General features: G+C 56.0%; 24 protein-coding genes. 12 read left to right on the top strand and 12 right to left on the bottom strand.

Annotated elements, in window-relative coordinates; all coding sequences use genetic code 11:
• Window positions 1-4 precede the first annotated feature (4 nt).
• The 9 genes from CWR52_RS05320 to mntR all read right to left on the bottom strand — a co-directional run bounded on the left by CWR52_RS05320 (window position 5) and on the right by mntR (window position 10,659).
• The gene (locus tag CWR52_RS05320; RefSeq protein WP_045909415.1) at window positions 5-721 is read right to left on the bottom strand and encodes a GntR family transcriptional regulator; all 717 of its coding nucleotides are present in this window, start codon (window positions 719-721) and stop codon (window positions 5-7) included.
• A gap of 11 nt (window positions 722-732) precedes the next feature.
• Window positions 733-2,058, bottom strand: coding sequence for a PTS sugar transporter subunit IIC (locus CWR52_RS05325; RefSeq protein ID WP_104949052.1), 1,326 nt, complete (start codon window positions 2,056-2,058; stop codon window positions 733-735).
• Between the two features lie 51 nt (window positions 2,059-2,109).
• Entirely contained in the window at window positions 2,110-3,486 is a 1,377-nt protein-coding gene (locus CWR52_RS05330) for a glycoside hydrolase family 1 protein (protein ID WP_104949053.1), read from the bottom strand.
• A 158-nt stretch (window positions 3,487-3,644) separates the two neighbouring features.
• Window positions 3,645-4,685, bottom strand: coding sequence for an aldo/keto reductase (locus CWR52_RS05335; protein WP_054830172.1), 1,041 nt, complete (start codon window positions 4,683-4,685; stop codon window positions 3,645-3,647).
• Window positions 4,686-4,792: 107 nt separating this feature from the next.
• Entirely contained in the window at window positions 4,793-6,316 is a 1,524-nt protein-coding gene (locus tag CWR52_RS05340; RefSeq protein WP_104949054.1) for an efflux transporter outer membrane subunit, read from the bottom strand.
• Window positions 6,316-7,887, bottom strand: a complete 1,572-nt coding sequence (locus CWR52_RS05345; protein ID WP_048027030.1) for a DHA2 family efflux MFS transporter permease subunit — start codon at window positions 7,885-7,887, stop codon at window positions 6,316-6,318. The genes CWR52_RS05340 and CWR52_RS05345 overlap by 1 nt, the downstream gene beginning before the upstream one ends.
• The gene (locus CWR52_RS05350; RefSeq protein WP_104949055.1) at window positions 7,884-8,978 is read right to left on the bottom strand and encodes an HlyD family secretion protein; all 1,095 of its coding nucleotides are present in this window, start codon (window positions 8,976-8,978) and stop codon (window positions 7,884-7,886) included. Before CWR52_RS05350 ends, CWR52_RS05345 begins: the two co-directional genes overlap by 4 nt.
• A gap of 101 nt (window positions 8,979-9,079) precedes the next feature.
• The gene (locus CWR52_RS05355; RefSeq protein WP_104949056.1) at window positions 9,080-10,189 is read right to left on the bottom strand and encodes an anion transporter; all 1,110 of its coding nucleotides are present in this window, start codon (window positions 10,187-10,189) and stop codon (window positions 9,080-9,082) included.
• Window positions 10,186-10,659, bottom strand: coding sequence for a manganese-binding transcriptional regulator MntR (gene mntR / locus CWR52_RS05360; protein ID WP_008501176.1), 474 nt, complete (start codon window positions 10,657-10,659; stop codon window positions 10,186-10,188). Before mntR ends, CWR52_RS05355 begins: the two co-directional genes overlap by 4 nt.
• A gap of 183 nt (window positions 10,660-10,842) precedes the next feature.
• Between mntR and mntS the strand changes: the two genes are divergently transcribed.
• Window positions 10,843-10,971: a manganase accumulation protein MntS gene (gene mntS / locus CWR52_RS05365; RefSeq protein WP_008501175.1), complete on the top strand. Its 129-nt coding sequence runs from the start codon at window positions 10,843-10,845 to the stop codon at window positions 10,969-10,971.
• Between the two features lie 283 nt (window positions 10,972-11,254).
• Entirely contained in the window at window positions 11,255-12,838 is a 1,584-nt protein-coding gene (locus CWR52_RS05370) for a phosphoethanolamine transferase (protein WP_063621229.1), read from the top strand.
• A gap of 471 nt (window positions 12,839-13,309) precedes the next feature.
• Here CWR52_RS05370 and ompX read toward each other — a convergent pair whose 3' ends face one another.
• Window positions 13,310-13,828 carry an outer membrane protein OmpX gene (gene ompX, locus CWR52_RS05375; RefSeq protein ID WP_008501173.1) on the bottom strand — a complete coding sequence of 173 codons (519 nt, stop codon included), beginning with the start codon at window positions 13,826-13,828 and terminating at the stop codon, window positions 13,310-13,312.
• A gap of 354 nt (window positions 13,829-14,182) precedes the next feature.
• On the opposite strand from ompX, the gene rhtA reads away from it, so the two are divergent.
• From rhtA to ybiO, 6 genes are all read left to right on the top strand, one after another.
• Window positions 14,183-15,070, top strand: a complete 888-nt coding sequence (rhtA, locus tag CWR52_RS05380) for a threonine/homoserine exporter RhtA (protein WP_008501172.1) — start codon at window positions 14,183-14,185, stop codon at window positions 15,068-15,070.
• Window positions 15,071-15,369: 299 nt separating this feature from the next.
• Window positions 15,370-15,873 (top strand): DNA starvation/stationary phase protection protein Dps, encoded by a 504-nt coding sequence (gene dps / locus CWR52_RS05385; RefSeq protein WP_008501171.1) that lies wholly within the window; start codon window positions 15,370-15,372, stop codon window positions 15,871-15,873.
• A 362-nt stretch (window positions 15,874-16,235) separates the two neighbouring features.
• Entirely contained in the window at window positions 16,236-16,979 is a 744-nt protein-coding gene (glnH, locus tag CWR52_RS05390) for a glutamine ABC transporter substrate-binding protein GlnH (RefSeq protein ID WP_023310880.1), read from the top strand.
• Between the two features lie 92 nt (window positions 16,980-17,071).
• The gene (gene glnP, locus CWR52_RS05395; RefSeq protein ID WP_003858462.1) at window positions 17,072-17,731 is read left to right on the top strand and encodes a glutamine ABC transporter permease GlnP; all 660 of its coding nucleotides are present in this window, start codon (window positions 17,072-17,074) and stop codon (window positions 17,729-17,731) included.
• Window positions 17,728-18,450 (top strand): glutamine ABC transporter ATP-binding protein GlnQ, encoded by a 723-nt coding sequence (glnQ, locus tag CWR52_RS05400; protein WP_023292945.1) that lies wholly within the window; start codon window positions 17,728-17,730, stop codon window positions 18,448-18,450. Before glnP ends, glnQ begins: the two co-directional genes overlap by 4 nt.
• Before the next feature lie 125 nt (window positions 18,451-18,575).
• Window positions 18,576-20,789: a mechanosensitive channel protein gene (gene ybiO, locus CWR52_RS05405; RefSeq protein ID WP_104949057.1), complete on the top strand. Its 2,214-nt coding sequence runs from the start codon at window positions 18,576-18,578 to the stop codon at window positions 20,787-20,789.
• A 48-nt stretch (window positions 20,790-20,837) separates the two neighbouring features.
• Here ybiO and rlmF read toward each other — a convergent pair whose 3' ends face one another.
• Window positions 20,838-21,749, bottom strand: coding sequence for a 23S rRNA (adenine(1618)-N(6))-methyltransferase RlmF (gene rlmF, locus CWR52_RS05410; RefSeq protein ID WP_161566063.1), 912 nt, complete (start codon window positions 21,747-21,749; stop codon window positions 20,838-20,840).
• Between the two features lie 243 nt (window positions 21,750-21,992).
• Here rlmF and mcbA point away from each other — a divergent pair, with 243 nt between their 5' ends.
• The 3 genes from mcbA to ybiJ all read left to right on the top strand — a co-directional run bounded on the left by mcbA (window position 21,993) and on the right by ybiJ (window position 23,192).
• Window positions 21,993-22,259 (top strand): DUF1471 family periplasmic protein McbA, encoded by a 267-nt coding sequence (mcbA, locus tag CWR52_RS05415; protein WP_045909506.1) that lies wholly within the window; start codon window positions 21,993-21,995, stop codon window positions 22,257-22,259.
• Between the two features lie 120 nt (window positions 22,260-22,379).
• Window positions 22,380-22,646, top strand: coding sequence for a DksA/TraR family C4-type zinc finger protein (locus CWR52_RS05420; protein WP_104949058.1), 267 nt, complete (start codon window positions 22,380-22,382; stop codon window positions 22,644-22,646).
• A 285-nt stretch (window positions 22,647-22,931) separates the two neighbouring features.
• Entirely contained in the window at window positions 22,932-23,192 is a 261-nt protein-coding gene (ybiJ, locus tag CWR52_RS05425; protein WP_023310874.1) for a DUF1471 family protein YbiJ, read from the top strand.
• 117 nt (window positions 23,193-23,309) lie between these two features.
• On the opposite strand, the gene ybiB is transcribed toward ybiJ, so the two are convergent.
• Window positions 23,310-24,272 (bottom strand): DNA-binding protein YbiB, encoded by a 963-nt coding sequence (ybiB, locus tag CWR52_RS05430; RefSeq protein WP_104949059.1) that lies wholly within the window; start codon window positions 24,270-24,272, stop codon window positions 23,310-23,312.
• 256 nt (window positions 24,273-24,528) lie between these two features.
• Between ybiB and CWR52_RS05435 the strand changes: the two genes are divergently transcribed.
• A complete protein-coding gene (locus tag CWR52_RS05435) occupies window positions 24,529-25,065 on the top strand; it encodes a fimbrial protein (RefSeq protein WP_024908718.1) in 537 nt (178 codons plus the stop codon).
• Window positions 25,066-25,067 lie beyond the last annotated feature (2 nt).

Here is a 25,067-nt window from a genome sequence, read left to right on the forward strand (position 1 = left end):
CTGATTACCCGTTATTCACGATCACAATCCCGCCGTGGTCGTAGCGATAGTGGCAGTGGGCATACTCCAGCGGCGTGCCATCCTCCAGATAAATCACCTGCTCCACCTCCAGTACCGGATCGGTTTCCTCACAGACCAGATGCTCTCTGTCCAGCGCGCTGGGCTTAAGCGCCCGCACCACCCGGTACGATCCCATAATTTTCAGCCCCAGGGTCTCCTGAACGTACTGAAACACCGAACCTTCAAGATGGTTTTTCGTCAGGCCCGGCACCAGATTCATCGGCATCACCGTGGAATCCAGCGACATCGGTTCGCCGTTCAGTAAACGCAGGCGAATGAAGTCGTAGATCGGCGCATCGGCGTTAATCATCAGCGACGCCTGCTCTTTTTCATTCGGGAAGCGCAGTTCGAAATGCACCACCTGGCTCGTAACCGTACCCAGATGCGCCCAGGTTTTGGTCGCGCCAAAGTAGTCGCTGCCGGAGAGATCCCACTGCGAAAGCTGGAGGAAATTTTTGCGGATGAACGTCCCCTGCCCCTGGCGGGTATAGACCAGCCCTTCGACGATCAGCTGGCGCATCGCCTGCTGAATGGTCATCCGGCTGGTACTGAACTCCGCCGCCAGCGCGAACTGGTCCGGGAGCGGTTCATGGGCGGCGTACTGCTGGCTGATAATGCGTTTCTTGATTTCCCGCGCTATGGTGATGTACTTCGCCGCCATCGTCCTTCCTTTCAGTTAGTTTCTATCCCGCTGTTTTTCAACGCCACTCTCTCGGCAATCTTGAGGAAAGGCAGGTAGAAGAATACACCAAATACGATGATTGCCAACTGCACCACCACCGCCCGCCAGTCTCCCGCCGTGGCCAGCCAGGCGCTGAGGATCGGCGGCGTGGTCCACGGGATCATCACCACGCAGCGCGACATTAGCCCCAGCGTAGTACAGAGCCAGGCGAAATAAATGCCGATGGCGGGCAGCAGCACAAACGGGATCATCAGCGGCAGGTTAAACACGATCGGCAGGCCAAAAATCACCGGCTCGTTGATGTTAAACAGGCCCGGTGCCAGCGACAGGCGCGCCACCTGCTTCGCCGACTGTTGTCGGGAGAAGATAAAGATGGCGATCAGCAGCGAGATTGTACTGCCCGTGCCGCCCACCATGCCAAACGTCGGCACGAAGATGTTGTTGATGATGTGCGGAATGGGCTGGCCGTTGGCGAAGGCCAGCATGTTCTCGTTGGTATTGATCAGCAGGAACGGCTCCAGCACCACGCTGTTGACCACTGACTGATGAATGCCGAGCGTGAACAGGAAGTTGCCGAAGCTGTAGATGAAAATCGTCCCCGGCAGGCTGGTGTTGATCAGCCGCAGCGGCTGCTGGATAAAGGTCGTAATAAGATGGATCAGATCCGTATGCAGCACGTTTGCCAGTATCGCCGCGAGCACCGCAAACAGCGAAAGCGTGAGGATGGTCGGGATCAGCGCGGTAAAAGATTTGCTCACCGCCGGGGGGACATTTTCCCCCAGCGAAATGTGCAGCGCCTTAAGCCGCGAAATAGCGATAAAGACTTCCGTTGAGAGCAGCCCAATCAGCACGCCGGCGAAGATCCCGGTGGAGCCGATATTGGCGAACGTCAGCACCTGCGTCACGCTGACCGCAGCGTCGCTGCCGACGGGCGTAATCTGCAAGTGCATCGGCATCATGATGATAAAACTGCTGACGGCGATAACCACTGCCGAGACCGGATTGTCGAAATCTTTGTTGCGCGCCAGCGACCAGGCAATCATCGGGGCCAGCAGCAGCGCGGCGATGTTCAGCGTGCCGTTGATAATCGCCTCGCCCCACACCTGAAAATGCGCCAGCGTATCGCCCTTAAACATCCATGGAAACACCACGTTGTTCACCAGCACCGCCAGACCGGCGAGGATGAAAATCGGCATCACCGTGGCGAAGGCGTCGCGCAGGGATCGCAGGTGCACCTGGTTTGCCAGACGCGCCGAGAACTCAACAAATTTGTCGACAAAAGACTGCATGTGCGGTGTTATTTTTGCTTCAGACATAGCGGCGTGTTCCCATCAATCAGTCACAAAAACGGCCCGGCAGCGTACGGCTTACATCTCGCGTCCGTTGGTATGGATAACCTGTTTTAACCACGCATAGCTCTTCTTCGGCACGCGCTTCAGGTCTTTCAGGTCATGATTCTCGCGGTTGACGTAGACCACGCCGTAGCGCTTACGCATGTCCCCCTGCGAGCTGAGAATGTCAATTAACCCCCAGCCGAGATAGCCAATGACCTCTGCGCCATCCTCGAACATGGCTTCCTTCATGGCCTCGATATGCGCCCGGTGGTAGTCGATGCGGTAGGTGTCCTCAATCGGGTTCACCCCGTCCCAGGACTCAATCACGCCGATGCCGTTTTCAATCGGGAACACCGGCAGGCGCCAGTCGTTGGCGTAGCGGGTGATGATCGTGCGAAAACCGAGCGGGTCGATCTGCCAGTTCCACTCGGTGGCTCTCAGGTAGGGGTTATTTTTCTCGCCGTGCAGCAGGTAATAGTTCACCGGCGTGCCTTCCGGGATCGCATCGCTGTCCAGCGTTTTGCTGGCGTAGTAGCTGAAAGCCATATAGTCGTTCTTTGTACGGGCGAACAGGGCCAGGTCCTCAGCGCAGTAGATATCGCCAAAGCCCTCCTGCTCCACCACCGCCATCACGGCCGGGCTGTAGCCCTGCCCGGCAAAGACGCGCAGCAAATTCTGGTTGAGGAATTCGTCATACTGCTGGGCGCAGAAGATATCGCGCGGTTTGCAGGTGGCCGGGTAGATCAGCTGGTGCGCCAGCATGCCGCCCATCAGCTGGCCCGGTTTCGTCTGGTGCAGGTATTCGGTCAGCGCCATGTGCGCCACCATCGTATGGTGCTGGAGCAGGTACAGCTCGCGCAGGGTTTTCCCGCCTTTCATATAGCCGGAAATGCGGAAGGCTTCCGGCATATGGAAAATATTCTGCTCGTTGAAGGTAAGCCAGTATTTTACGCGGTCGCCATAGCAGTCGATCATCTTTTTGCCGTAGCGGATAAAGGCGTCCATCACGCGGCGGTCGTTGAAGCCGTTGTACTCCTGCGCCAGCGCGAGCGGCATGTCGAAATGGTACAGGCAGATCATCGGCTCGATGCCGCGGGCGATCAGATCGTCAATAAAGCGGTCGTAAAAGGCGATGCCTTCGTCGTTGAACGGGCCGTCGCCCTGCGGGCAGACGCGGCTCCAGGAGATCTGGAAGCGGTAGCAGTTCATGCCCAGATCCTGCATCAGATCGAAATCTTCCCGGTAGCGGTGGTAGGAGTCGGTCGCCACTTTCCAGTCGGAGACGTTCTCCCCGGCTTCACGAATGTCGTACACCGACATCCCCTTCCCGCCCTCGTTCCAGGCCCCTTCCGTCTGCATGCTGGAGACCGAGTTGCCCCATAAAAAGTTGGCCGGCAGCTGATTCTTCATGTTCCCTCCCTATATGACTAGTCATTTAAAAATTCATGACTAGTCATATAGGCGAAGATGAAAAGTTGATCAAAGAGGAGGATCGTTTTTTGTGAGATGGATAGGGAAAAAGATCGAACGTAGCCCCGGTAAGCGATGCACTACCGGGGCAAGAAAGGTTACTGCTGTGCGAGCTGATTGCGGCGATATTCCCCCTGCCGCTCCAGCATCCAGCCAGGATATTCCCGCGGCAGCGCGCTGACCGCATCCAGCTGTTTAAGCTCGTCTTCGCTTAATCGGATCCCGGTCGCGGCGATATTGTCGTCCAGCTGCTCAACGCGTTTCGCGCCAATGATGACGCTGGTCACCGCTTTCTGGTGCAGCAGCCACGCCAGCGCGATTTGCGCGACGGAGACGCCCTTGCTTTCGGCGATAGTGCGCATCACGTCCACGCAGTCGAAGGCGCGATCTTTGTTCACCGGCGGGAAATCAAACTCCAGACGACGTCCACCGGCTTCGCTCTGCCCGTCGCGGCCATATTTTCCGCTCAGCAGGCCGCCTGCCAGCGGGCTCCAGACCATCAGCCCGACGCCTTCGCTCTGCATCATCGGCACCAGCTCGCGCTCAAGATCGCGTCCGGCGATGGTGTAATACGCCTGGAGGGATGCGAAACGCGCCAGCCCGAGACGCTCGGAAATGCCCAGCGCTTTGGCAATCTGCCACGCCGCCCAGTTCGAGACGCCGATATAGCGCACGTGGCCGTGCTGCACCAGGTTATCCAGCGCATACAGCGTCTCTTCAATCGGCGTGGCCGGGTCGAAGCCGTGCAGCTGATAAAGATCGATATGATCGAGCTGCAGGCGGCGCAGGCTCTCCTTCACGCTGCTGATGATGTGATAGCGCGAGCTGCCGCGCGAGTTCACCCCTGCCGTTCCGGTTTCGCCGAACACTTTGGTCGCGACGACCACGTTCTCGCGGGGGATTTTCAGGTTTTTCAGCGCCTGGCCGGTGATCTCCTCCGAACGCCCTTCCGAGTAAACGTCCGCGGTATCGATAAAGTTGATCCCGGCATCCAGCGCGCGGCCCACCAGCTGTTCTGCTTCGCTTTGCTGGAGCTGACCAATCTTGCCCCACATGCCGCCTTCACCGCCGAAGGTCATGGTGCCGAGGCACAGTTCAGAAACGAACAGACCGGTGTTGCCCAGTTTTTGATAACGCATAAGATAATCCTCGCATGTCGTTTAAGGGGTACCCGATAGTTATACCCGCCCCTCAGCCATCGCGAATGTGGCGTTCCTGTCCGTTTCTTGCCCAATCCTCTGAAAATTTATCCGCGCGGGGCGTCGCCAAAGACGCTGTAGTCCGGTAATTGCACCTGCTGATACGGCTCCCAGCCGCCGCCGAGCGCCTTGTAGAGCGCCACCAGATCGAGTGCGCTTTGCACCTGCGCCTGCGCGCGCTGCTGCTCGGCCTGGGCCAACTGCCGCTGGGCGTCCAGCACGTCAATGAAGCTGGCGATCCCCTGGCGATAGCTGTCGCTCGCCAGGTCAAAGGCGTTTTGCAGGGCGTCGATCGTTTTTGCGAGACCCGCTTCACGCTGCTGGTCGGTGCGATAGCTCACCAGCGCATTTTCGACATCGCCAAGCGCGGTGAGCACCGTCTGACGATAGTCCAGCACCGCCGCCCCCTGCTGCGCGCGCGCCACCTTCACGCTGGAGACCAGCCGACCGCCCTGGAAGATGGGAATGGAGACCTGCGGGCCAAAGCTGTAGAAGTGGCTGCTCCAGTCGGTCAGCCAGTTGGTTTCGCTGTTGCGCAGGCCAAACTGCCCGGAGAGGGCAAAGCTCGGGAACAACTCCGCCACCGAGACGCCGATTTGCGCCGTGGCGGCATGAAGGTTCGCCTCAGCTTCACGCACGTCCGGACGGCGGCGCGCCAGCGTTGACGGAATGCCGGTCTGCACGATATCCGGCAGCGCGGGCATCGGCTGCACGCTTTGTAATTCCGCATCGAGCGCCCCCGGCGGCTTACCCAGGAGGATTGCCAGGCCATTCATCGCCTGACGCGCCTGCGCCTGGTACTGCGGCAGCTGCGCCTCCAGGTTACCCAGCTGTGCACGCGCATTCTCCACGTCCATCTGCGGCGACAGCCCGCCGCGCTGGCGGCTCTCGGTCAGATCCAGCGTCTGCTGCGCGCTTTTAATCTGGGTGTTCAGCGTGGCGATAACGCTCTGCGCCCCGCGCAGCTGGAGCCACGCGCGCGCCACTTCCGCCTCCAGCGACACCAGCGCGTCGTTACGCTGCTCGATAGCCGCTTTCTGCTGCGCTTCGGCGGCTTCCACCTGACGGCGCACCTTGCCCCACAGGTCGATTTCCCACTGGGCGTCGAAGCTGCCCTGGTAGAGGTTGATCGGCTGCGTCAGCGGTCCCAGCGCGCCCTTGAGAGCGGGATCGATGCTATCCACCTGGTCATACACGCCGTGGGATTTCAGTTCCCCTTCCAGCCCGAGCTGCTGGCGCGTCGCCTGCAGATTGCCATTCACCGACGGATAAAACGCCCCGCCCGCCTGGTTAATCTGCTCGCGCGCGCCGGCGATGCGCAGCACCGTCTGCTGCAGCGTCAGGTTTCCGGCGATGGCGCGTTCCACCAGGCTGTCGAGCTGTGGCGAGCCGAAGGTCTTCCACCAGCGCGGGTTGGTCGCGGCGGAGGTCGTCTGCGATTTTACCGTGCTGTCGCCCTTATCGTTCCAGTGCGTAACGGCAGGCGGCGCGGGCGGCTGATAGTCCGGTCCGACGGCGCAGCCTGCCAGCAGCATCATTATCATCAGGGGGTGTAAACGTCTGTGTATCATCAATGTGCTCCTGCACTCCCCTCGCTCTTAACCGGCGAGAGCAACAAACAAAACGGGATCAGTAACAAGGCCACGGCGCTCAGGATGGTGAAGACGTCGATGTAGGCCAAAAAGCGCGACTGCTCGATCATGGTCTGATACAGGCGTCCGGTGGCGATACCGGTGGGGTCTCCCACCTGGGTCGTGAAGTTCTGGATCGCCTGGGCGCTTTCGCGTATCGCCTGCTGGAACTGCTCGTTAAACGGCGAGGCGTGATACGCCAGATGCGCACTGTGCGCCTGGGATCGTTCGGTGATGGCCGCCGTCGACAGCGAGATCCCGACCGAGCCCGCAACGTTGCGGAACATGGTAAACAGCGCTGCCGCGTCGGCGTTGAGCCGCCTCGGTATCGAGATGAAAGCAATGGTGGTCAGGGGCACAAACAGGAACCCCAGCCCCAGCGACTGGGCGCTGCGGAACAACACCAGGGTTTCGAAGTCGATATCCGGGGTCAGCGTGCGCGACCAGAAGAACGACACCGCCAGGCAGGTAAAGCCAAAGGCGATTATCCAGCGCGTTTGCACCACCGGCATCAGCTTAAGCACCAGCGGTATAGTCAGCACAATCAGCACCGCCCCGGGCGACAGCACCAGGCCGGACCAGGTGGCGGTATAGCCCAGGTCCTGCTGCGCCAGCTGCGGGATCACCACGGAACTGCCGTACAAAATCATCGCCATCCCCGCCATCAGCAGGCTGGAGATGGCAAAGTTGCGGTCCTTCATGCAGTGCAGATCCACCACCGGTTTTCTGGCATACACCAGCCAGTAAATGGCACCGATAATGCCGATAAGCGTTAACACCGCGAAGGTACGAATAAAGTTCGAGTAAAACCAGTCCTCATCTTCCCCCCGGTCAAGCATCACCTGCAGGCAGCCCAGCCCCAGGGCGATCAGGCCGATCCCCGTCCAGTCGATGGTCAGCTTCTCTTTTGACTTGCTCTCCCACGGCGGATCTTCCAGCAGCTGGTAGATCGCCAGCACCGTGACAATTCCCACCGGGATGTTGATAAAGAACACCCAGCGCCAGGAGTAATTGTCGGTGATCCAGCCTCCCAGCGTCGGGCCGAGGACCGGTGCAACGATAATCGCGATGGACGAGAGTCCAAAGGCTTTGCCCCTGTCCTCCGGCTTGAAGTAGTCGAGCAGTACCGACTGCTGCGTGGGCTGTAGTCCGCCGCCAAAAAAGCCCTGCATCACGCGGAACAGGATGATCTGCCACAGCTCGGTGGCGATCCCGCACAGGAACGAGCAGACGGTGAACATGACGATGCAGATCAGGAAGAACTGCTTGCGGCCGAAGACGCGGCTCAGAAACGCCGAGATGGGCAGCACGATGCCGTTCGCCACCAGGTAGCTGGTTAACACCCAGGTGGATTCGTCATAGCTGGACGAGAGCGAACCCGCCACGTGGGGTAGCGCCACGTTGACGATAGTGGTGTCCAGAATTTCCATAAACACCGCCAGGGTGACGACAATCGCCACCGCCCACGGATTGCTGGCGGGCTTCCAGCTGTCGTGGCTGTGATCCGTCATTCCACCGTCACCTTCGGCGCAACCGACAGCCCCAGCGGCAGCGGTTTGTTCGGATCGAGCCCCTTATCAATCACGATTTTGACCGGCACGCGCTGCACAATTTTGACGAAGTTACCGGTGGCATTTTCTGCCGGGAAGGCGGAGAAGCGCGAGCCGCTGCCCTGCTGGATGCTGTCAACGTGGCCCTCAAGCGCCATATCCGGCCACGCGTCGACGGACACGGTGACCTTATCGCCGGGCTTCATGCGCTCAAGCTGGGACTCTTTGAAGTTTGCCACCACCCACACGTTCGGCGAAACCAGGGAGAACAGCGCCGTACCCGCCTGCACCAGCGTGCCGGGCTGCACGTTGCGTTTGGTGACAAACCCGTCGAACGGGGCGCGGACTTCGGTGTAAGAGAGGTTCAGATTGGCCGTTTCCAGCTGCGCTTTCGCCTGATCGACCTGACGCTCGCGCGCTTCAACGTTGGTTTCCTGCTGGCGGATTTGCAGCTGGACCTGCTCTGCCACTTCCAGCTGCGCCTGGGCGCTGGCCAGCCCCGCCTGGGCGCTGCGCAGCTGAGCGTTCGCGGAATCAATGCTTTGCTGGGTGGTTGCCCGCGGGTCGACGCCGCGCTGGCGACGGTACTCCGCCTGCGCGTTCGCCAGATCGGCCTGCGCTTTCAGTACCTGCGCTTTGGCTTCGTCACGCTGGGCGGGATACTGCACTTTTGAGAGCGCCAGCTGCGCCTGAGCCTGATGGAGCTGCGCGATGGCCAGCCCAAGCTGGGCCTGAGCCTGATCGCGCTGCGCGGTGGTATCACGCGGATCGATCACCACCAGCACATCCCCTTTCTTCACGCGCTGGTTATCCCGCACGCGAAGCTCGGTAACGTAGCCCGCCGTTTTCGGGGCAATCGTCACCACGTCGCCGTCGGTAAAGGCGTCGTCAGTCGTCTCTTCGTTACGGGTTAAAAACCACCAGACCAGCGCCACGACAACCATCACCACCACGACAATGCCGAGGATAATTAACGGTTTTTTGCCCGGGCGCTTACGCTCATTATTATTTTTGTCCTGCTCGTCAGCAGGTGGAGTTTGATCTTCAGCCATAGTTCAGCAACGGTCCTGTCAGTGAGCGGCATCACACTATGCCGTTCACTAAAGCTAGGACGTTGCTATACGTTTGCCAGGAAAAACTGACAAATTGCGCACTATATGAGAAGGAATATTCCGAAACCGATCGCCGCGGCCCAAACCAGCATCGGGATCGACCAGAGATGGAAGCGCCACCAGATACGACGGTCGTTGGCCATGCGCAGGGCAATCAGGTTGGCCAGCGAGCCGGGCAGCAGCCCAAACCCGCCGATATTCACCGCCCAGGCCAGCAGGGTATCCGGCGGAACGTAGTTGAGCAGCAGAATAGTGGACGGCACGTTGCTGATAAACTGCGACAGGCCAATCGCCGTCAGCCACAGTCCCGGCTGAGAGAGCGTGCTGACGCTGTGCAGCACGTTCTGCAGCACCGGAAGCTGGATGAGAAGATGCACATCAATAAACATCACCATAAAGACCAGCAGCAGCGTCCAGTCCACGCTGACCAGTACGCGCCGCGCGAGGACGACAAAGCCCGCGGCGACCAGCAGGACACCCGCCAGCTCATACTTCAGCTCGAGCGCGAACAGAAAGACAATGTATAACCCGAGACAACTCCAGACCAGACGCGGCTGCCACTGCGGGCCCGTGGTGCCGCTGTGGTACTGCAGTTTTTTATCCGGAAACGCAAACCAGCAGACCGCCAGCAGCGACAGCATCATCACCAGCGCCAGCGGCGCCATCTGCCAGGTAAAGGCGGCGAACGACAGCCCGGAACGTCCCCAGAGGAGGATATTTTGCGGGTTGCCGATAGGCGTTAACAGAGAACCTGCGTTAACGGCGAGCGCTTCAAAGATAATCAGCCGGCTGACCGGGATCTCGCAAAGCTTACGCAGCGTGAGCGTGAGGGGCACGATGATAAACAGCGCCACGTCGTTGGTCAGAAACGTCGACAGCACCGCGGCGGAGAACACCATAAACAGGGACAACCTGCGCTCGGTGGCAAAGCGGCGCACCATTTTACGGCCCAGCACGTCAAAATAGCCGCTCAGCTCGACCCCTTTGGTGAGCATCATCAGGCCACTCAGGGTAATGATGGTGCGCCAGTCAATGGCAGCGGGCCAGGCCTGCGGCGCAAACGGCACAAAGAGGCTTAACCCTGCGCCAATGAGTAATAAGAGATGGAAGAAACGATCGCGTGCCAGGGCCTGCAGTCCAGGGATGTTCATTCAGCGGAGGGACCATATTTAAGCGTAAACTCACGAAACTTCACCAGCGTCTCTTCGCTGACGTGGTGTTCCATTCCTTCCGCATCCCGGCGGGCAATCTCCGGGCTGACGCCCAGCACCAGCAAAAAATTCTCGACAAGCTGGTGGCGCTCGCGGCTCTCTTGCGCGAGTTTCTCCCCTTCTGGCGTCAGAAAGACCCCGCGCCAGGGGATCATTTCGATTAGGCCCACGGAGGCGAGACGTTTTAACATTTTTGCGACAGTTGGCTGCGATACCCCCAGCCTGGCGGCCATATCGACCTGACGCGCTTCCCCGACCTCACGAATCAGATCGGAAATGAGTTCAACATAATCATCAATCAGTTCACGCCGGTGCGCTTCACGGACCTGGCGAAAACCTTCGACATGCTCTTCAACATTCACCAGTTGCGTCGTTTTTTTAATGGTTGGCTTACCTGCGCGACGGTTCATTGTACTTCCTCAGTGGGGTGACGCTTCCAGCGCCCGGTATCGAGAGCGCACATTGTAAACCATCCCTCCACAAGCACAAAAAATTAACTAAATAGCCATAGCTATACAATATAGCCTGTGCTATATCTGTATGTAATGCAGTCACCCTTCACGGATCGAAGGGATCAAAAATCAGGAGGTCTTATGAACGAATTCAAGAGGTGCATGACCGTGTTTACCCACTCACCCTTTAAAGTGCGCTTAATGCTGCTGAACATGCTGTGCGATATGTTTAACGGTAAACCGCATCAGGATGATAAACCTTCCCACTAAGCGGCGTCGCGGTACGCCGCTTCATTTTCCCGTCATATTCTCGCTGTAAACTGGCTCCCAGCCGCCCTATTCCCGATCTTTTTTACGGATTTGCAATCCCCTTCGCAAAACATCTGCTTAGCAACTGTTGATATTATTTAGCGCTCGCACTATCTTCTTGCAGCCCTGCACAATTTGCGGCTCGCTGAAGCGGACCCTCATTCCCTCTCCACGCACTGTCAGGCAGGTTATGACCCTTGACGCCAGGGTGAGCACATGGCGTTTTCATCCATGATAGTGACCTATGAATTTAACCCTGATAGATACCGTTGTGACCCGCAGCCGGGCCTTAAGCCCGTGGACGGGATTTTACTTTTTGCAGTCATTACTGATTAACTTTGCGCTCGGTTATCCCTTTAGTCTGCTCTACGCGGTGGCCTTCACCTGCATTCTGCATGTGCTGTGGCGAGCCGCGCCGCGCGCGCAAAAAGCGTTAATTGGCATCTGTTCGCTGGTTGCGGCACTCTATTTCCCGTTTGGTCAGGCCTACGGCTCGCCAAACTTTAATACCCTGCTGGCGCTGCACTCGACCAATATGGAGGAGTCGACGGAAATCCTGACGATCTTCCCGTGGTACAGCTACGTGGTCGGGCTCTTTATCTTCGCGTTGGGCGTTATCGCCATCCGTCGTCAGCCGGGCGAGAAAAAATCCTGGGGTAAGATCGACATACTCTGTCTGGTGTTCAGCGTTGCCGTGGCGTTTGTCGCCCCCATCCAGAATATTCCCTGGGACGGTAAGCTAAGACTTATTAACATCGGCTATCCGGTTTTCCGCTTCGTGAAAGATGTCGTTGTAAATAATAAAGAGGTTCTCGACGAACAGGCCCGCATGGCTGAGCTTTCCAATATGAAAGACACCTGGAACGTGCTGGCCGTTAAGCCGAAATATCACACCTATGTGGTGGTGATTGGCGAAAGCGCACGTCGCGATGCAATGGGCGCGTTTGGTGGCCACTGGGATAACACCCCGTTTGCCAGTTCGGTCAAAGGCACCCTGTTTACCGATTATGTCGCGGCCAGCGGCTCAACGCAGAAATCGCTCGGCCTGACCCTTAACCGGGTGGTGGATGGCAAACCGCAGTATCAGGATAATTTCGTCACCCTGGCAAACCGTGCGGGTTTTCAGACGTGGTGGTTCTCTAATCAGGGGCAAATTGGCGAATACGATACGGCCATCGCCAGTATCGCCAAACGGGCTGACGAAGTGCAGTTCCTGAAAAACGGTGATTTTGAAGCAGACAAAAATACCAAAGACGAAGCGCTGCTGAAAATGACGGCGCAGGTCTTCGCTACCCCGCGCACCCAGCCTCAGCTGATCGTCCTGCATCTGATGGGATCGCACCCGCAGGCCTGCGATCGGACCGGCGGGAAGTACGCGGAGTTCGTGCAGTCCAAAGAGACCTCCTGCTATCTCTACACCATGACGCAAACCGACGACCTGCTGAGCAAGCTCTACGATCAGCTACGCAATACGGGCGACAGCTTCTCCCTGGTCTATTTCTCGGATCACGGACTGGCGTTTAAGGAGCGCGGGAAAGAGGTGCAGTACCTGGCGCACGATGACAAGTTCCAGCAGAACTTCCAGGTGCCGTTTATGGTGCTATCGAGTGACGATAAAACGCATCGCGTCATTAAAGCGCGCCGTTCAGCGAATGATTTCCTGCAGTTTTTCTCGCAGTGGACGGGGATTACCGCCGGGCAGATAAAAAACGCTTACCCGTTTGTCTCTAACAAGAAAGCTCCCCAAGTGTACGTTACCAACTTCAAGTTACAGAAAGTTGACTACAACCATCTGGGTACGGATATTTTTGATATTAAGAGTAAGTAGCGGTCTGATGCCCTCACCCTGGTCCTCTCCTACAGGGCTGAGGGATCCCCCAGTAATTTTTTTACTTGAAGCGATGAACGTTGCTTCGCAAAATTAATGACTTACAGCGACGCCCTGGTCCGGCTGTAAATCGCCGAAGCGTTTCCGTAAGGCCGGGGCGAGGCGCAGGGATGCGCCGAGAGGGCGTGGCCTGCAGGGATGCAGGCTCATGCCCGACCCGATAGCCTGAAGGAATAAGCTGAGGGTACCGCGAAGCGGCGATTTACCGCCGGGAGCCCGGGTCGCCAGGGCGGCGGCGATTGAGCCGCCCTGGCACGTTCACAGGTCATGCTGTTACAGAGTAGCAAGGAACATGAAGTGAACGGAATGACCACTACAGCCGTATGTTCCCCCCTCACCCCACAGGGAGAGGGAAAAAGACAAAAAAAATCCGCCACAGTGGGCGGATTTTTTATTTAATCACCGAAGTGATTAGAAGCGGTAACCTACGCCCGCGATCCAGGTGCCAACGTCAACGTTGCGGATACGGCTCTGCTCATAGGAGAAGTCCAGAGCAACGTCCTGGATTGGGTTGAACTGCAGGCCTGCGCCATAGGAGAAGCCGTAGTCGCTGTTGCTTGCAGTGCGGTTCAGACCTTCGTTTTCGGTCTGCTGGAATTTACCGTAGCCAACACCTACAACACCGTAGATGCTTGCCCAGTCGTTCAGACGGTAAGCTGGACCAGCAGTGATACCGTAGTACTGGCCTTTGTTGTATGCGCCGTTTTCAGAACGATCTTTCTCGGTGTAGGTGAAAGAACCGATCACGCCCAGTGGGTTGTTATCCTGCTCGTAACGATACTTCAGGTTGAAACCGTTAGCTTTGTTCATCACGCCCTGATAGTCGCTCTGAGCGTAACCACCAGTAACAGTAGAAGTAGCAGCTACAGCGGTACCTGCGGAAACAGCCAGTACAGCGGCCAGTGCTGAAAGACATGCAATTTTTTTCATAACCACCTCAAATGTGATCCAAGTAAGTCCGTAAGTTTTAAATATATCAAAAAAATTTGCGAAACTCTTTGTGATTCGTGATGTCTAATGAAACCTTTCCTGTAACAGAACGTTTCCAGCATCAGCTATCTCTTTCAAATCACATGCAATTTTCACGACTAAATGCGCATAGTGCGCGTCTGCGCAGTTACATTCATCCAGACTATTCCTAATCTGACAGGCGATAAATCCACCAGCGCTTAACCATTTTACGGATTTCACCTGCTTTTTTTTCAACAGCACCTCAACCGTAGCCGCATATTTCCTTTACACTGCATCCTTTACCTCATTTGACATAAGCTGACAGGAGAAAGGATGCCTGGGTTATCCCGCACGTCGTCGGTCTGGTTGCCGGTAGCCGTCATACTCATTGCCATGTTGTCCATTCAAAGCGGCGCTTCGCTTGCAAAATCGCTTTTTCCGCTGGTTGGCGCGCCCGGGGTGACCGCCCTGCGTATTGTGCTGGGCACGGCGATACTGGTGGTCATTTTTAAACCGTGGCGTCTGCGCTTCAAAAAGGAGCAGCGTTTACCGCTGCTGTTTTATGGACTCTCCCTGGGAGCAATGAACTACCTGTTCTACCTCTCCATCCAGACGATACCGCTGGGTATTGCCGTCGCGCTGGAGTTTACCGGCCCGCTGGCGGTGGCGCTGTTCTCCTCCCGACGTCCGGTCGATTTTATCTGGGTCGTGTTGGCCGTACTGGGCTTATGGTTCCTGCTGCCGCTGGGCCAGAGCGTTTCTGAGATTGACCTGACGGGCGCAGCGCTGGCGCTGGGCGCAGGTGCCTGCTGGGCTGTCTATATCCTCACCGGCCAGCGCGCCGGGGAAGAGCACGGTCCGGCGACCGTCGCGTTGGGTTCCCTGATTGCGGCCATCGTATTTGTGCCTATCGGCATGGCGCAGGCGACAGAGTCTATCTGGCAATGGTCCGTCATGCCCATCGGTCTGGCGGTCGCGATTCTCTCTACCGCACTCCCCTATTCTCTGGAGATGATTGCCCTTACGCGTCTGCCGACACGCATATTTGGCACCCTGATGAGTATGGAGCCTGCACTTGCCGCGATTTCCGGGATGGTGTTTCTCGGCGAAACCCTGACATTGACCCAAACGCTGGCGCTCTGCTCGATTATCGCGGCATCAATGGGCTCGACGCTTACCATGCGCCCGGAGCCAAAAGTTGAGAAAGTGGATATCAACTAAGGCCATATATTCTGCATGGCTTCCACGCCATGCAGAATAAAGGCAAGAAACACAGGCGTTATAATTTCTTACACACTCACGCCTGCCCGCAAAATATTCCTCTGCGTTAACTTCCCCATTCAGCAATTAAGATTGATCTGTATCAATTTATAAATTATTCAATACTTTCAATAAATTAAATTCTCAACCTCCTTCTCACTATTAAACCGATAGGCACAGCCAAACCGCAGAGAAAAAATCCGGTGCTATACTTAGTTCCGTAATTACCTGGGACATAAACATCAAGAGGATATGAGATTATGAGTACCGCTAAACTGGTGAAAACGAAAGCGTCTAATCTGCTTTATACCCGTAACGATGTATCGGACAGCGACAAAAAAGCGACCATTGAGTTGCTGAATCGCCAGGTGATCCAGTTCATCGATCTTTCGCTGATCACCAAACAGGCCCACTGGAATATGCGCGGTGCAAACTTTATTGCCGTTCATGAAATGCTGGATGGCTTCCGCACAGCACTGGTTACCCACCTCGACACGATGGCTGAACGTGCCGTTCAGTTAGGCGGCGTGGCGCTGGGCACCACGCAGGTGATCAACAGCAAAACGCCACTGAAAAGCTATCCGCTGGATATCCATACCGTTCAGGATCACCTGAAAGAGCTGGCGGACCGTTATGCGATTGTGGCGAACGATGTGCGCAAAGCGATTAGCGAAGCGAAAGACGAAGATACTGCAGACATCTTCACCGCCGCGTCCCGCGATCTGGATCAGTTCCTGTGGTTCATCGAATCTAACATCGAATAATTCATACGCATTTCCTATCAAACCCTCGCCCTTCGGTGAGGGTTTTGCACATCTATGGTGCACGTTTTTTGCCTGAGAACGTGCAAAAGTGAAGAAATTGTAATAATCACCTCACACAACCGTTAACGGAAGATTGTTTTTTCGTCAGAATTTACGCTAAATATCTCCCCGTCAGTTGAGCCAAACGAAGCGCACCAAAACAGTGCTCCACTTTGGTGCAATAAGACCTCATTGCCCCATTTATTGTGCAATGCATGACATCATCCCCTTTGAAAAACAATAGCTTGTAAAGTTGGCACGATTTTTTCATTGTGCCAGCTGTTCTCGCAGGGGATCGCCCCGTGGATATAAAAGGAAATGCTATGAAGTCTGTATTAAAAGTTTCACTGGCTGCACTTACCCTGGCTTTTGCGGTGTCCTCTCAGGCTGCCGACAAACTGGTTGTGGCGACCGACACGGCGTTCGTTCCGTTTGAATTCAAACAGGGTGATAAATACGTTGGTTTCGATGTGGATCTGTGGGCCGCCGTCGCAAAAGAACTCAAACTGGATTACACCCTGAAGCCGATGGACTTCAGCGGCATCATCCCGGCACTGCAAACCAAGAACGTTGATCTGGCTCTGGCGGGTATCACCATTACCGACGAACGTAAAAAAGCGATCGACTTCTCTGATGGCTACTACAAAAGCGGCCTGCTGGTGATGGTCAAAGCCGATAATAACGACGTAAAAAGCGTGAAAGATCTCGACGGCAAAGTGGTGGCAGTGAAGAGCGGCACCGGTTCGGTTGATTACGCGAAAGCCAATATCAAAACCAAAGACCTGCGTCAGTTCCCGAACATCGACAACGCGTACATGGAACTCGGCACCAACCGTGCTGACGCTGTTCTGCACGACACGCCGAACATCCTGTACTTCATCAAAACAGCCGGTAACGGCAAGTTCAAAGCCGTTGGCGAGTCTCTGGAAGCCCAGCAGTACGGTATCGCGTTCCCGAAAGGCAGCGACGACCTGCGCACGAAAGTTAACGGCGCGCTGAAAACGCTGAAAGAGAACGGCACCTATAACGAAATCTACAAAAAATGGTTCGGTACCGAGCCTAAATAATTTACCTGAATTCAGGTTTGTAACGCCCGGTGGCGCTGCCGCTTACCGGGCCTACGTTTTTCGTTTTTCACCACGGTATACAGGAATACATCATGCAGTTTGACTGGAGCGCCATCTGGCCTGCCATTCCACTCTTGCTTGAAGGCGCTAAAATGACTCTGTGGATTTCGGTCCTGGGTCTGGTTGGCGGGTTGATTATCGGTCTTGTCGCCGGTTTCGCCCGTACCTACGGTGGCTGGATTGCAAACCACATCGCACTGGTTTTCATCGAAGTGATCCGCGGCACCCCCATTGTCGTGCAGGTCATGTTCATTTACTTCGCCCTGCCTATGGCGTTCACTGACCTGCGCATCGACCCGTTCAGCGCAGCCGTCGTCACCATTATGATCAACTCAGGCGCCTACATTGCGGAAATCACCCGCGGTGCGGTGCTGTCGATTCATAAAGGTTTCAGTGAAGCCGGTCTGGCATTAGGCCTTTCACGTCGCGAAACGATCCGCCACGTTATTCTGCCGCTGGCGCTGCGTCGCATGCTGCCACCGCTGGGTAACCAGTGGATCATCAGCATTAAAGATACGTCGCTGTTCATTGTTATCGGCGTGGCCGAACTGACCCGTCAGGGGCAGGAGATCATTGCTGGCAACTTCCGCGCGCTGGAAATCTGGAGTGCGGTGGCCGTGGTCTACCTGATTATTACTCTGGTTCTGAGCTTCGTTCTGCGTCGTCTTGAAAGAAGGATGAAAATCCTGTGATTGAATTTAAAAACGTTTCCAAGCACTTTGGCCCAACCCAGGTGCTGCACAATATCGATCTGAACATCCAGCAGGGTGAAGTGGTGGTCATTATCGGGCCATCCGGCTCCGGTAAGTCGACCCTGCTGCGCTGCATCAACAAGCTGGAAGAGATCACCAGCGGCGATCTGATCGTCGACGGTCTGAAGGTGAATGACCCGAAAGTAGATGACCGTCTGATTCGTCAGGAAGCGGGCATGGTGTTCCAGCAGTTCTACCTGTTCCCGCACCTGACGGCGCTGGAGAACGTGATGTTTGGCCCCCTGCGCGTGCGCGGCGCCAACAAAGCGGCGGCAGAAGCGCTGGCCAAAGATCTGCTGGCGAAAGTCGGCCTGGCTGAACGCGCGCACCACTACCCTTCCGAGCTGTCCGGTGGTCAACAGCAGCGCGTGGCAATTGCCCGCGCGCTGGCGGTCAAACCGAAACTGATGCTGTTTGATGAGCCTACGTCCGCACTCGACCCGGAGCTGCGCCACGAGGTGCTGAAGGTCATGCAGGATCTGGCGGAAGAAGGGATGACGATGGTGATCGTGACCCACGAAATCGGCTTCGCTGAGAAAGTGGCGTCCCGCCTGATCTTTATTGATAAAGGCCGTATCGCGGAAGACGGTAACCCGCAGGAATTGATTGCGAACCCGCCGAGCCCGCGTCTGCAGGAGTTCCTGCAGCACGTCTCCTGATCCCTCGCTTGACGCTTAAGCCGGGCTTGCCCGGCTTTTTTACGCCAGATTGTTCCCAAAAATCCCCCTCCGCGTCCCGACTTCTATACTTATCATTTTGTTCGACATTTTCACCGGAGGACGCCGTGCCGTGGATCCTGTTGCTGTTGATTAGCCTGTTTAGTGCGCCATCGTTCGCCGTCGCGATCCCCGGCGTGACCACCGGAACAACCGCCAGTCAGCAAAGTACGCCCCCTCCTGAACCCGATGTCGAACAGAAAAAAGCCGCCTACAGCGCCCTCGCCGACGTCCTTGAGAACGACACCTCCCGGCAGGAACTCATCAGCCAGCTGCGGAAAGTGGCCGCCACGCCGCCGCAGAAGCCAGTGCCTGTCATCACCCCTCCCCAGGTGGAGGAACAAAAAACGGTGCTGGAAAATGTCACCGACGTGAGCCGACACTATGGGGAAGCGCTCTCCTCGCGCTTTGCTCAGCTCTACCGCAACCTGATTGGCTCACCGCATAAGCCGTTTAACCCACAAACGTTTACCGCCGCCGCCACGCAGTTCCTGATGCTGGCCGGTGCAGTCTTCCTTTTTTACTGGCTGGTGCGCCTGTGCGCGTGGCCGCTGTACCGCAAAATGGGGCAATGGGGACGCAGAAAGAATCAGCAGAAAAGCAGCTGGCTGCACCTGCCGTTGATGATAGCCTCAGCGTTTATCATTGATTTACTGCTGCTGGCCCTGACGCTGTTCTTAGGCCAGATGCTGGCCGACAGGCTGAACGCGGGCAACAAAACCATCGCCTTCCAGCAGTCGCTTTTCCTGAATGCCTTTGCCCTGATTGAGTTCTTCAAGGCGCTGCTGCGGCTACTCTTTTGTCCCCACGTGCCGGCGCTGCGTCCTTTCGCCATCCGGGATGAAACGGCGAAGTACTGGGCGCTGCGCCTGAGCGTGCTCAGCGGGCTGATTGGCTACGGCCTGCTGGTTGCCGTGCCGATCATCTCCAACCAGGTGAACGTCCAGTTTGGCGCGCTGGCAAACGTCATTATCATGATCTGCATTACCGTCTGGTCGCTGTATCTGATCTTCCACAATAAAAAAACCATTACCCAAAGCCTGCTGAATCTGGCCGATCGCTCCCTCTCGTTCTTCAGCCTGTTTATCCGCGCTTTCGCCCTGGTGTGGCACTGGCTGGCAAGCGCCTACTTCATCGTATTGTGCTTCTTCTCGTTGTTCGACCCGGGCAATAGCCTGAAATTCATGATGGGGGCGACGTTCAAAAGCCTGGCCATTATCGGCATCGCGGCGTTTGTCTCGGGGCTGCTGTCGCGCTGGATTTCGAAAACCATCACCCTGTCGCCGCAGGTACAGCGTAATTACCCGGAACTGCAAAAACGGGTAAATGGCTGGATGTCGGTATCGCTGAAGGTGGCGCGCATCCTCACCGTCTGCGTGGCGATCATGCTGCTCCTGAATGCGTGGAGCCTGTTTGATTTCTGGAACTGGCTGCACAACGGTGCGGGTGAGAAAACGGTCGACATCCTGATTCGCATCGCGTTGATTTTGTTCTTCTCTGCCGTCGGCTGGACGCTGCTGGCGAGCCTTATCGAGAACCGTCTGGTGTCGGATATCCACGGCCGTCCCCTGCCCAGCGCGCGGGCAAGAACGCTGTTAACCCTGTTCCGCAACGCGCTGGCGGTGATTATCAGCACCATCACCATCATGATTGTGCTGTCGGAAATCGGGGTGAATATCGCCCCGCTGCTGGCCGGTGCCGGTGCCCTGGGGCTGGCGATCTCCTTCGGGTCGCAAACGCTGGTGAAGGATATTATTACCGGCATCTTTATCCAGTTTGAGAACGGGATGAACACGGGCGATCTGGTGACCATCGGGCCGTTAACCGGCACCGTTGAGAGGATGTCGATTCGCTCGGTGGGCGTTCGCCAGGACACCGGGGCGTACCACATCATTCCCTGGTCCTCGATAACCACCTTCGCCAACTTTGTACGCGGCATTGGTTCCGTGGTGGCGAACTACGATGTGGATCGTCATGAGGATGCCGATAAAGCAAAGCAGGCGCTGCGCGATGCGGTAGAAGAACTGATGCAGATGGAGGACATTCGCGGGCTGGTGATTGGCGAACCGTCATTTGCCGGCATTGTCGGGCTGACGAACACGGCCTTTACCCTGCGCGTGTCGTTTACCACCCAGCCGCTGAAGCAGTGGACGGTGCGCTTTGCGCTCGACAGCATGGTGAAAAAACACTTCGATCTGGCGAACGTGCGGATGCCGGTCCAGACCTATCAGGTACTGCCGCCGCCCGCAGCGCCGCTCCCACCGCAGGAGCCGACGCTATAGCCTCGTTGCCGGGTGGCGGCTTCGCCTTACCCGGCCTACGACGGCGTGCTATTTGCGACGTTTGTTATTGTCCATAAACGTCCAGGCGATAAAGCGGCTTTGCTTCTGGCCCTGCGCCATCTCTTTTTTCACCACTTTTACGGCACCCGCTTCGGTGAGCGCGCGGTAGAGTGGCGGCAGGTTATCTCCGCGGGAAACCAGCGTCGTGAACCACTTCACCTGACGACCAAACGGTTTGCTTTCCGCAATCATGCGCAGTATAAACGCCACTTCGCCGCCCTCACACCATAATTCCTGCTGCTGACCGCCGAAGTTCAGCGCGGCATCTTCCGCCTGACCCAGGTTGCGGCGCTTGCGCTCGCTGCCCGCACGGGCCGTGGCCGCCGAATCATGGAACGGCGGGTTGCACATCGTGGCGTCATAGCTTTCATTTTTGTGAATGATACCGTTGAAGATCGACGCCGCCTCTTTCTGACGACGCAGACGAATGGCGCGGCTTAACCCAGGGTTCGCGCTGATAATCGCCTGGGCGCTGGCAAAGGCCTCGGCACCGATTTCGCTTCCGGTAAAGCGCCAGTGGTATTCATGCGCGCCGATCAGCGGGTAAATCAGATTCGCCCCGGTGCCAATATCCAGAATGGTGGCCTGCTCTGGAATAACGCCCTCATTACCTTCGGCAAGAAGGTCGGCAAGGTGATGCACGTAATCCGCGCGGCCCGGCACAGGTGGACAGAGAAAGCCTTCGGGAATATCCCAGTTCGCCACACCGTAATAGTGTGCAAGCAGCGCTTTGTTCAACATTTTAACCGCCTGGGGGTCAGCAAAGTTGACCGAAGGTTCACCCGCGGGGGTCTGGACAATGTAGTCCTGCAGCGGCGGGCAGCTCAGGCATAACGCATTCATGTCGTAGCGGCTGCGGTGGCGATTTCGTGGGTGCAATCCCGGCTTTTGGGAAGTCATGGCGTTCTCCTTTAAACAGCGGCGTAAGATACCCTTTGCTGGCCCAACGGTAAATCTTTCTCTGCATCGATTAAAAATTCGACATAAATCAAACACCTTTATGTCTATGATATGTCAGCGAAATGTCAACTGATGTTGTTCAAAAAATAAGCAGATCATCATCAAATATTTGCGCTAAGTCACACTCCTCCGGCTTCTAAACTTAAGGGGAATCACCTGTTGTTTCCTCATGAGGATGTGATTATGAAAAAGTATCTGACCCTTGCCGTTATTGCTGCCGCCCTGGCGACCGCGTCATTCTCTGCGATGGCCGTTCAGTCGCTGACCCCGAGTACCGACACCAGCCAGCTTCGGCCTGCGGGCACCGTCTCGGTAAGCCGTGCCAGCAACCTTGACGATCTCCAGTCTAAACTTGCCGAAAAAGCCCGTCAGGAAGGTGCAAAAGGCTTCGTGGTGAATTCCGCTGGCGGCGATAACCATATGTACGGCACAGCGACCATTTATAAATAATCTGCTTTTTTCCCCAGACTGCATCTGTCCACCGGATGCAGTTCTCTTCCCCCTCGCCTTGACTGTTCTTTTTTTAACCCCATATTAAAAGCAGGGCTGAACCAATATCAGGAGGGCATAATGGCTTCCGGCTGGGCAAATGATGATGCCGTTAACGACCAGATCAACAGTACAATTGAAGATGCGGTAGCGCGTGCTCGCGGTGAAATTCCGCGCGGCGAAAGCTTAACTGAATGCGAAGAGTGTGGAGATCCCATTCCCGAGGCGCGCCGAAAAGCCATCCCCGGCGTAAGGCTTTGCATCACCTGCCAGCAGCATAAAGATTCGAAAAACTCATCGCATTCGGGATATAATCGCAGAGGTTCGAAAGAAAGCCAGTTACGTTGACTTTCCTTTACCTAAGTTAACCGCACAGGCCCTAACCTTTACGCTCACGATTTTTAGCGAACCGCGTAGCAAAATGTGCCCTTCATCTTTCTTCTGTAAAGCGCATCAACAAGAAGTGTAAATCGCCAGTTTGAATTTATTAATATTCAATAAGTTATTTGTCATTCAATTTTTTTGAGCAACCACGTCAATTCTCTTCGATTTTATCCCTCGCAAAAAACCGTGATACTTATCACATCGACGGAACATCGTCCCCTTAACAGAAACACCTGCGAGAGATTAATTATGAAAACCATCAAATATGCTGTAGCTGCTGTTGCCCTGTCCGCCCTGTCCTTCGGCGCTTTCGCCGTAGAGCCAGTCTCTTCAACTCAGGCACAGAACATGAATAAAGTCGGTGTGGTAAGTGCTGATGGCGCGACCACGCTGGACGGTCTGGAAGCCAAACTGGCTGAGAAAGCGGCTGCTGCCGGTGCAAGCGGATACACCATTACCTCCGCTAACGGCAATAACAAGCTGAGCGGTACCGCGGTTATCTACAAATAATCGCCTGAACGAATGCTGTCCCCTCGCCAAACCCTCTGGTGAGCTGCTCCAACCCTCATTGACCCTGTTGTTTGTTACCCTTGCTTGCCCGTCCGCCACTGGACGGGCTTTTTTTTGTTAAAAAGACTGCGCCACGCGTGCCAGCCCGGCTTCTACCGTGTCCACTTCACCGGTTGCCAGCAAACAGCAGGCCATCTGCAGCTTGATCGAATGCGGAACAGGAACTTTTCCGGCAAGGCACTGCTCAATCCAGTGGGCTGTAGTATGGGGATCTTTTGCCTCAGGCAATATCACACCGCTATTTTCCTCCCCGCGTTCCAGAATGGCGCGCGTACCTGCAGAATCAATCAGCATCACCTGCGGGCAACGCTGTGGGTTCGCATAAACCTCACCTTCCGTGCCGTGCATCAGTAACGCCCTTCCGCCAATAGCCGCAAAGAACTGACCCACACGCGCCACGTATTCCGGGTGCGAGACGCTGGAAAGACGAAGGGCGGCATCTTCGCCAAACGGTGTGGCCAGTTTCGCCAGCGTGTGCGCGCTGTTGCGTACGCCCATGCGCCAGCGCATATCGAGCTGCTTTTCAAGCGGCGGGCAAAGTGTGCCAACCGGGATATAAACGGGCTGATGGCCATCCAGCTTCGCCTGTGCCTGACCGGCATGACGCGTTGGCTCGATACCCAGCATCCCGAAAATGGTTTCCGTCAGTACGCGAGTGGGGTCTTCACTCACCCCGTGCACCACCACCGGGAACCCCAGCTTGTGTAATAAAATAGCAAGAAGCGGGGTTAAATTTGCCTGCTTGCGCGCGCCGTTGTAGCTCGGGATCACGATCGGCATGGGCTTTGCCACAGGCGGCGTTAAGCGCAGCGTTTGCGCCTGCATGGCTTCATAGAACCCGCGCATCTCCGCCTCACCCTCCCCTTTGATACGCAGCGCGATCAGAATGCCCCCCATTTCCAGGTCGGGGACGTCGCCCTCAAGCATGCGGGTGTAAAGTGCACGCGCGGTTTCATGGTCCAGATCGCGGGCATGATTTTTCCCACGCCCTACCTCTTTGATAATTTTGCGGTAATCCACGACATCTCTCCTGACAGCATCATCTTGTTAACAATATAGCCCTGATGATTGCCAGGCCGTTAGTGTTTTATCCCCGAACCCAACGCGCTGTTTTAATGAAAAAAAATAAACACAAGCAATTTTTCAATTATTTGTGATTTCTATAGAAGATTCTTAGCCATACATTTTTTGATTAAATAACCAGCGGAAAGTCATTAAGGGTCAACGGTGAAAACGTCCAGGCAACGTTCGCACCAGTCACATACCAGGATTTACTATGAACAAGGTTGCTTTAGGTTTATTCATCGCCGCAGCGGTGGGGTGTTCTGCATCCGCATTTGCGGCAACAAACGGCGAAGGTCAGATCAACTTCACCGGGGAAATTATTGATTCAGCGTGTCAGGTGGTTAATGGGTTAAGTAACCCGTTAAACGTTCAGTTAGGCAAAGTCTCTAAAACGGTATTTACCGGGGCAGGCTCTACCAGCACGTTAACGAAGTTCGATATTCAGTTAAAAGACTGTCCGGAAACCGTTACCTCTGCAGCGATTAACTTCGGTGGAACGCCGGATGCGAATAACAACGCAACGCTGGCATTAACGCCGGATGTGGATGCGGCAACGGGTGTCGCTATTCAGCTGGTTGACGCTTCCGAGCAGCCGGTGAGTCTTTACACCCCTTCTCAGCAATATCCGCTAGCCTCCGGTACGGCGGTTAACGACCTGATATTCGGTGCTCGTTATATTCAAACCGGGGCCGCGATTACCGCAGGTCCGGCTAACTCCGTTTCGACCTTCACCGTTATCTATAACTGATA

Origin of the sequence: Enterobacter sp. SGAir0187 (assembly GCF_002952735.2) — a bacterium.
Taxonomy (GTDB): Bacteria; Pseudomonadota; Gammaproteobacteria; order Enterobacterales; family Enterobacteriaceae; genus Enterobacter; species Enterobacter quasiroggenkampii.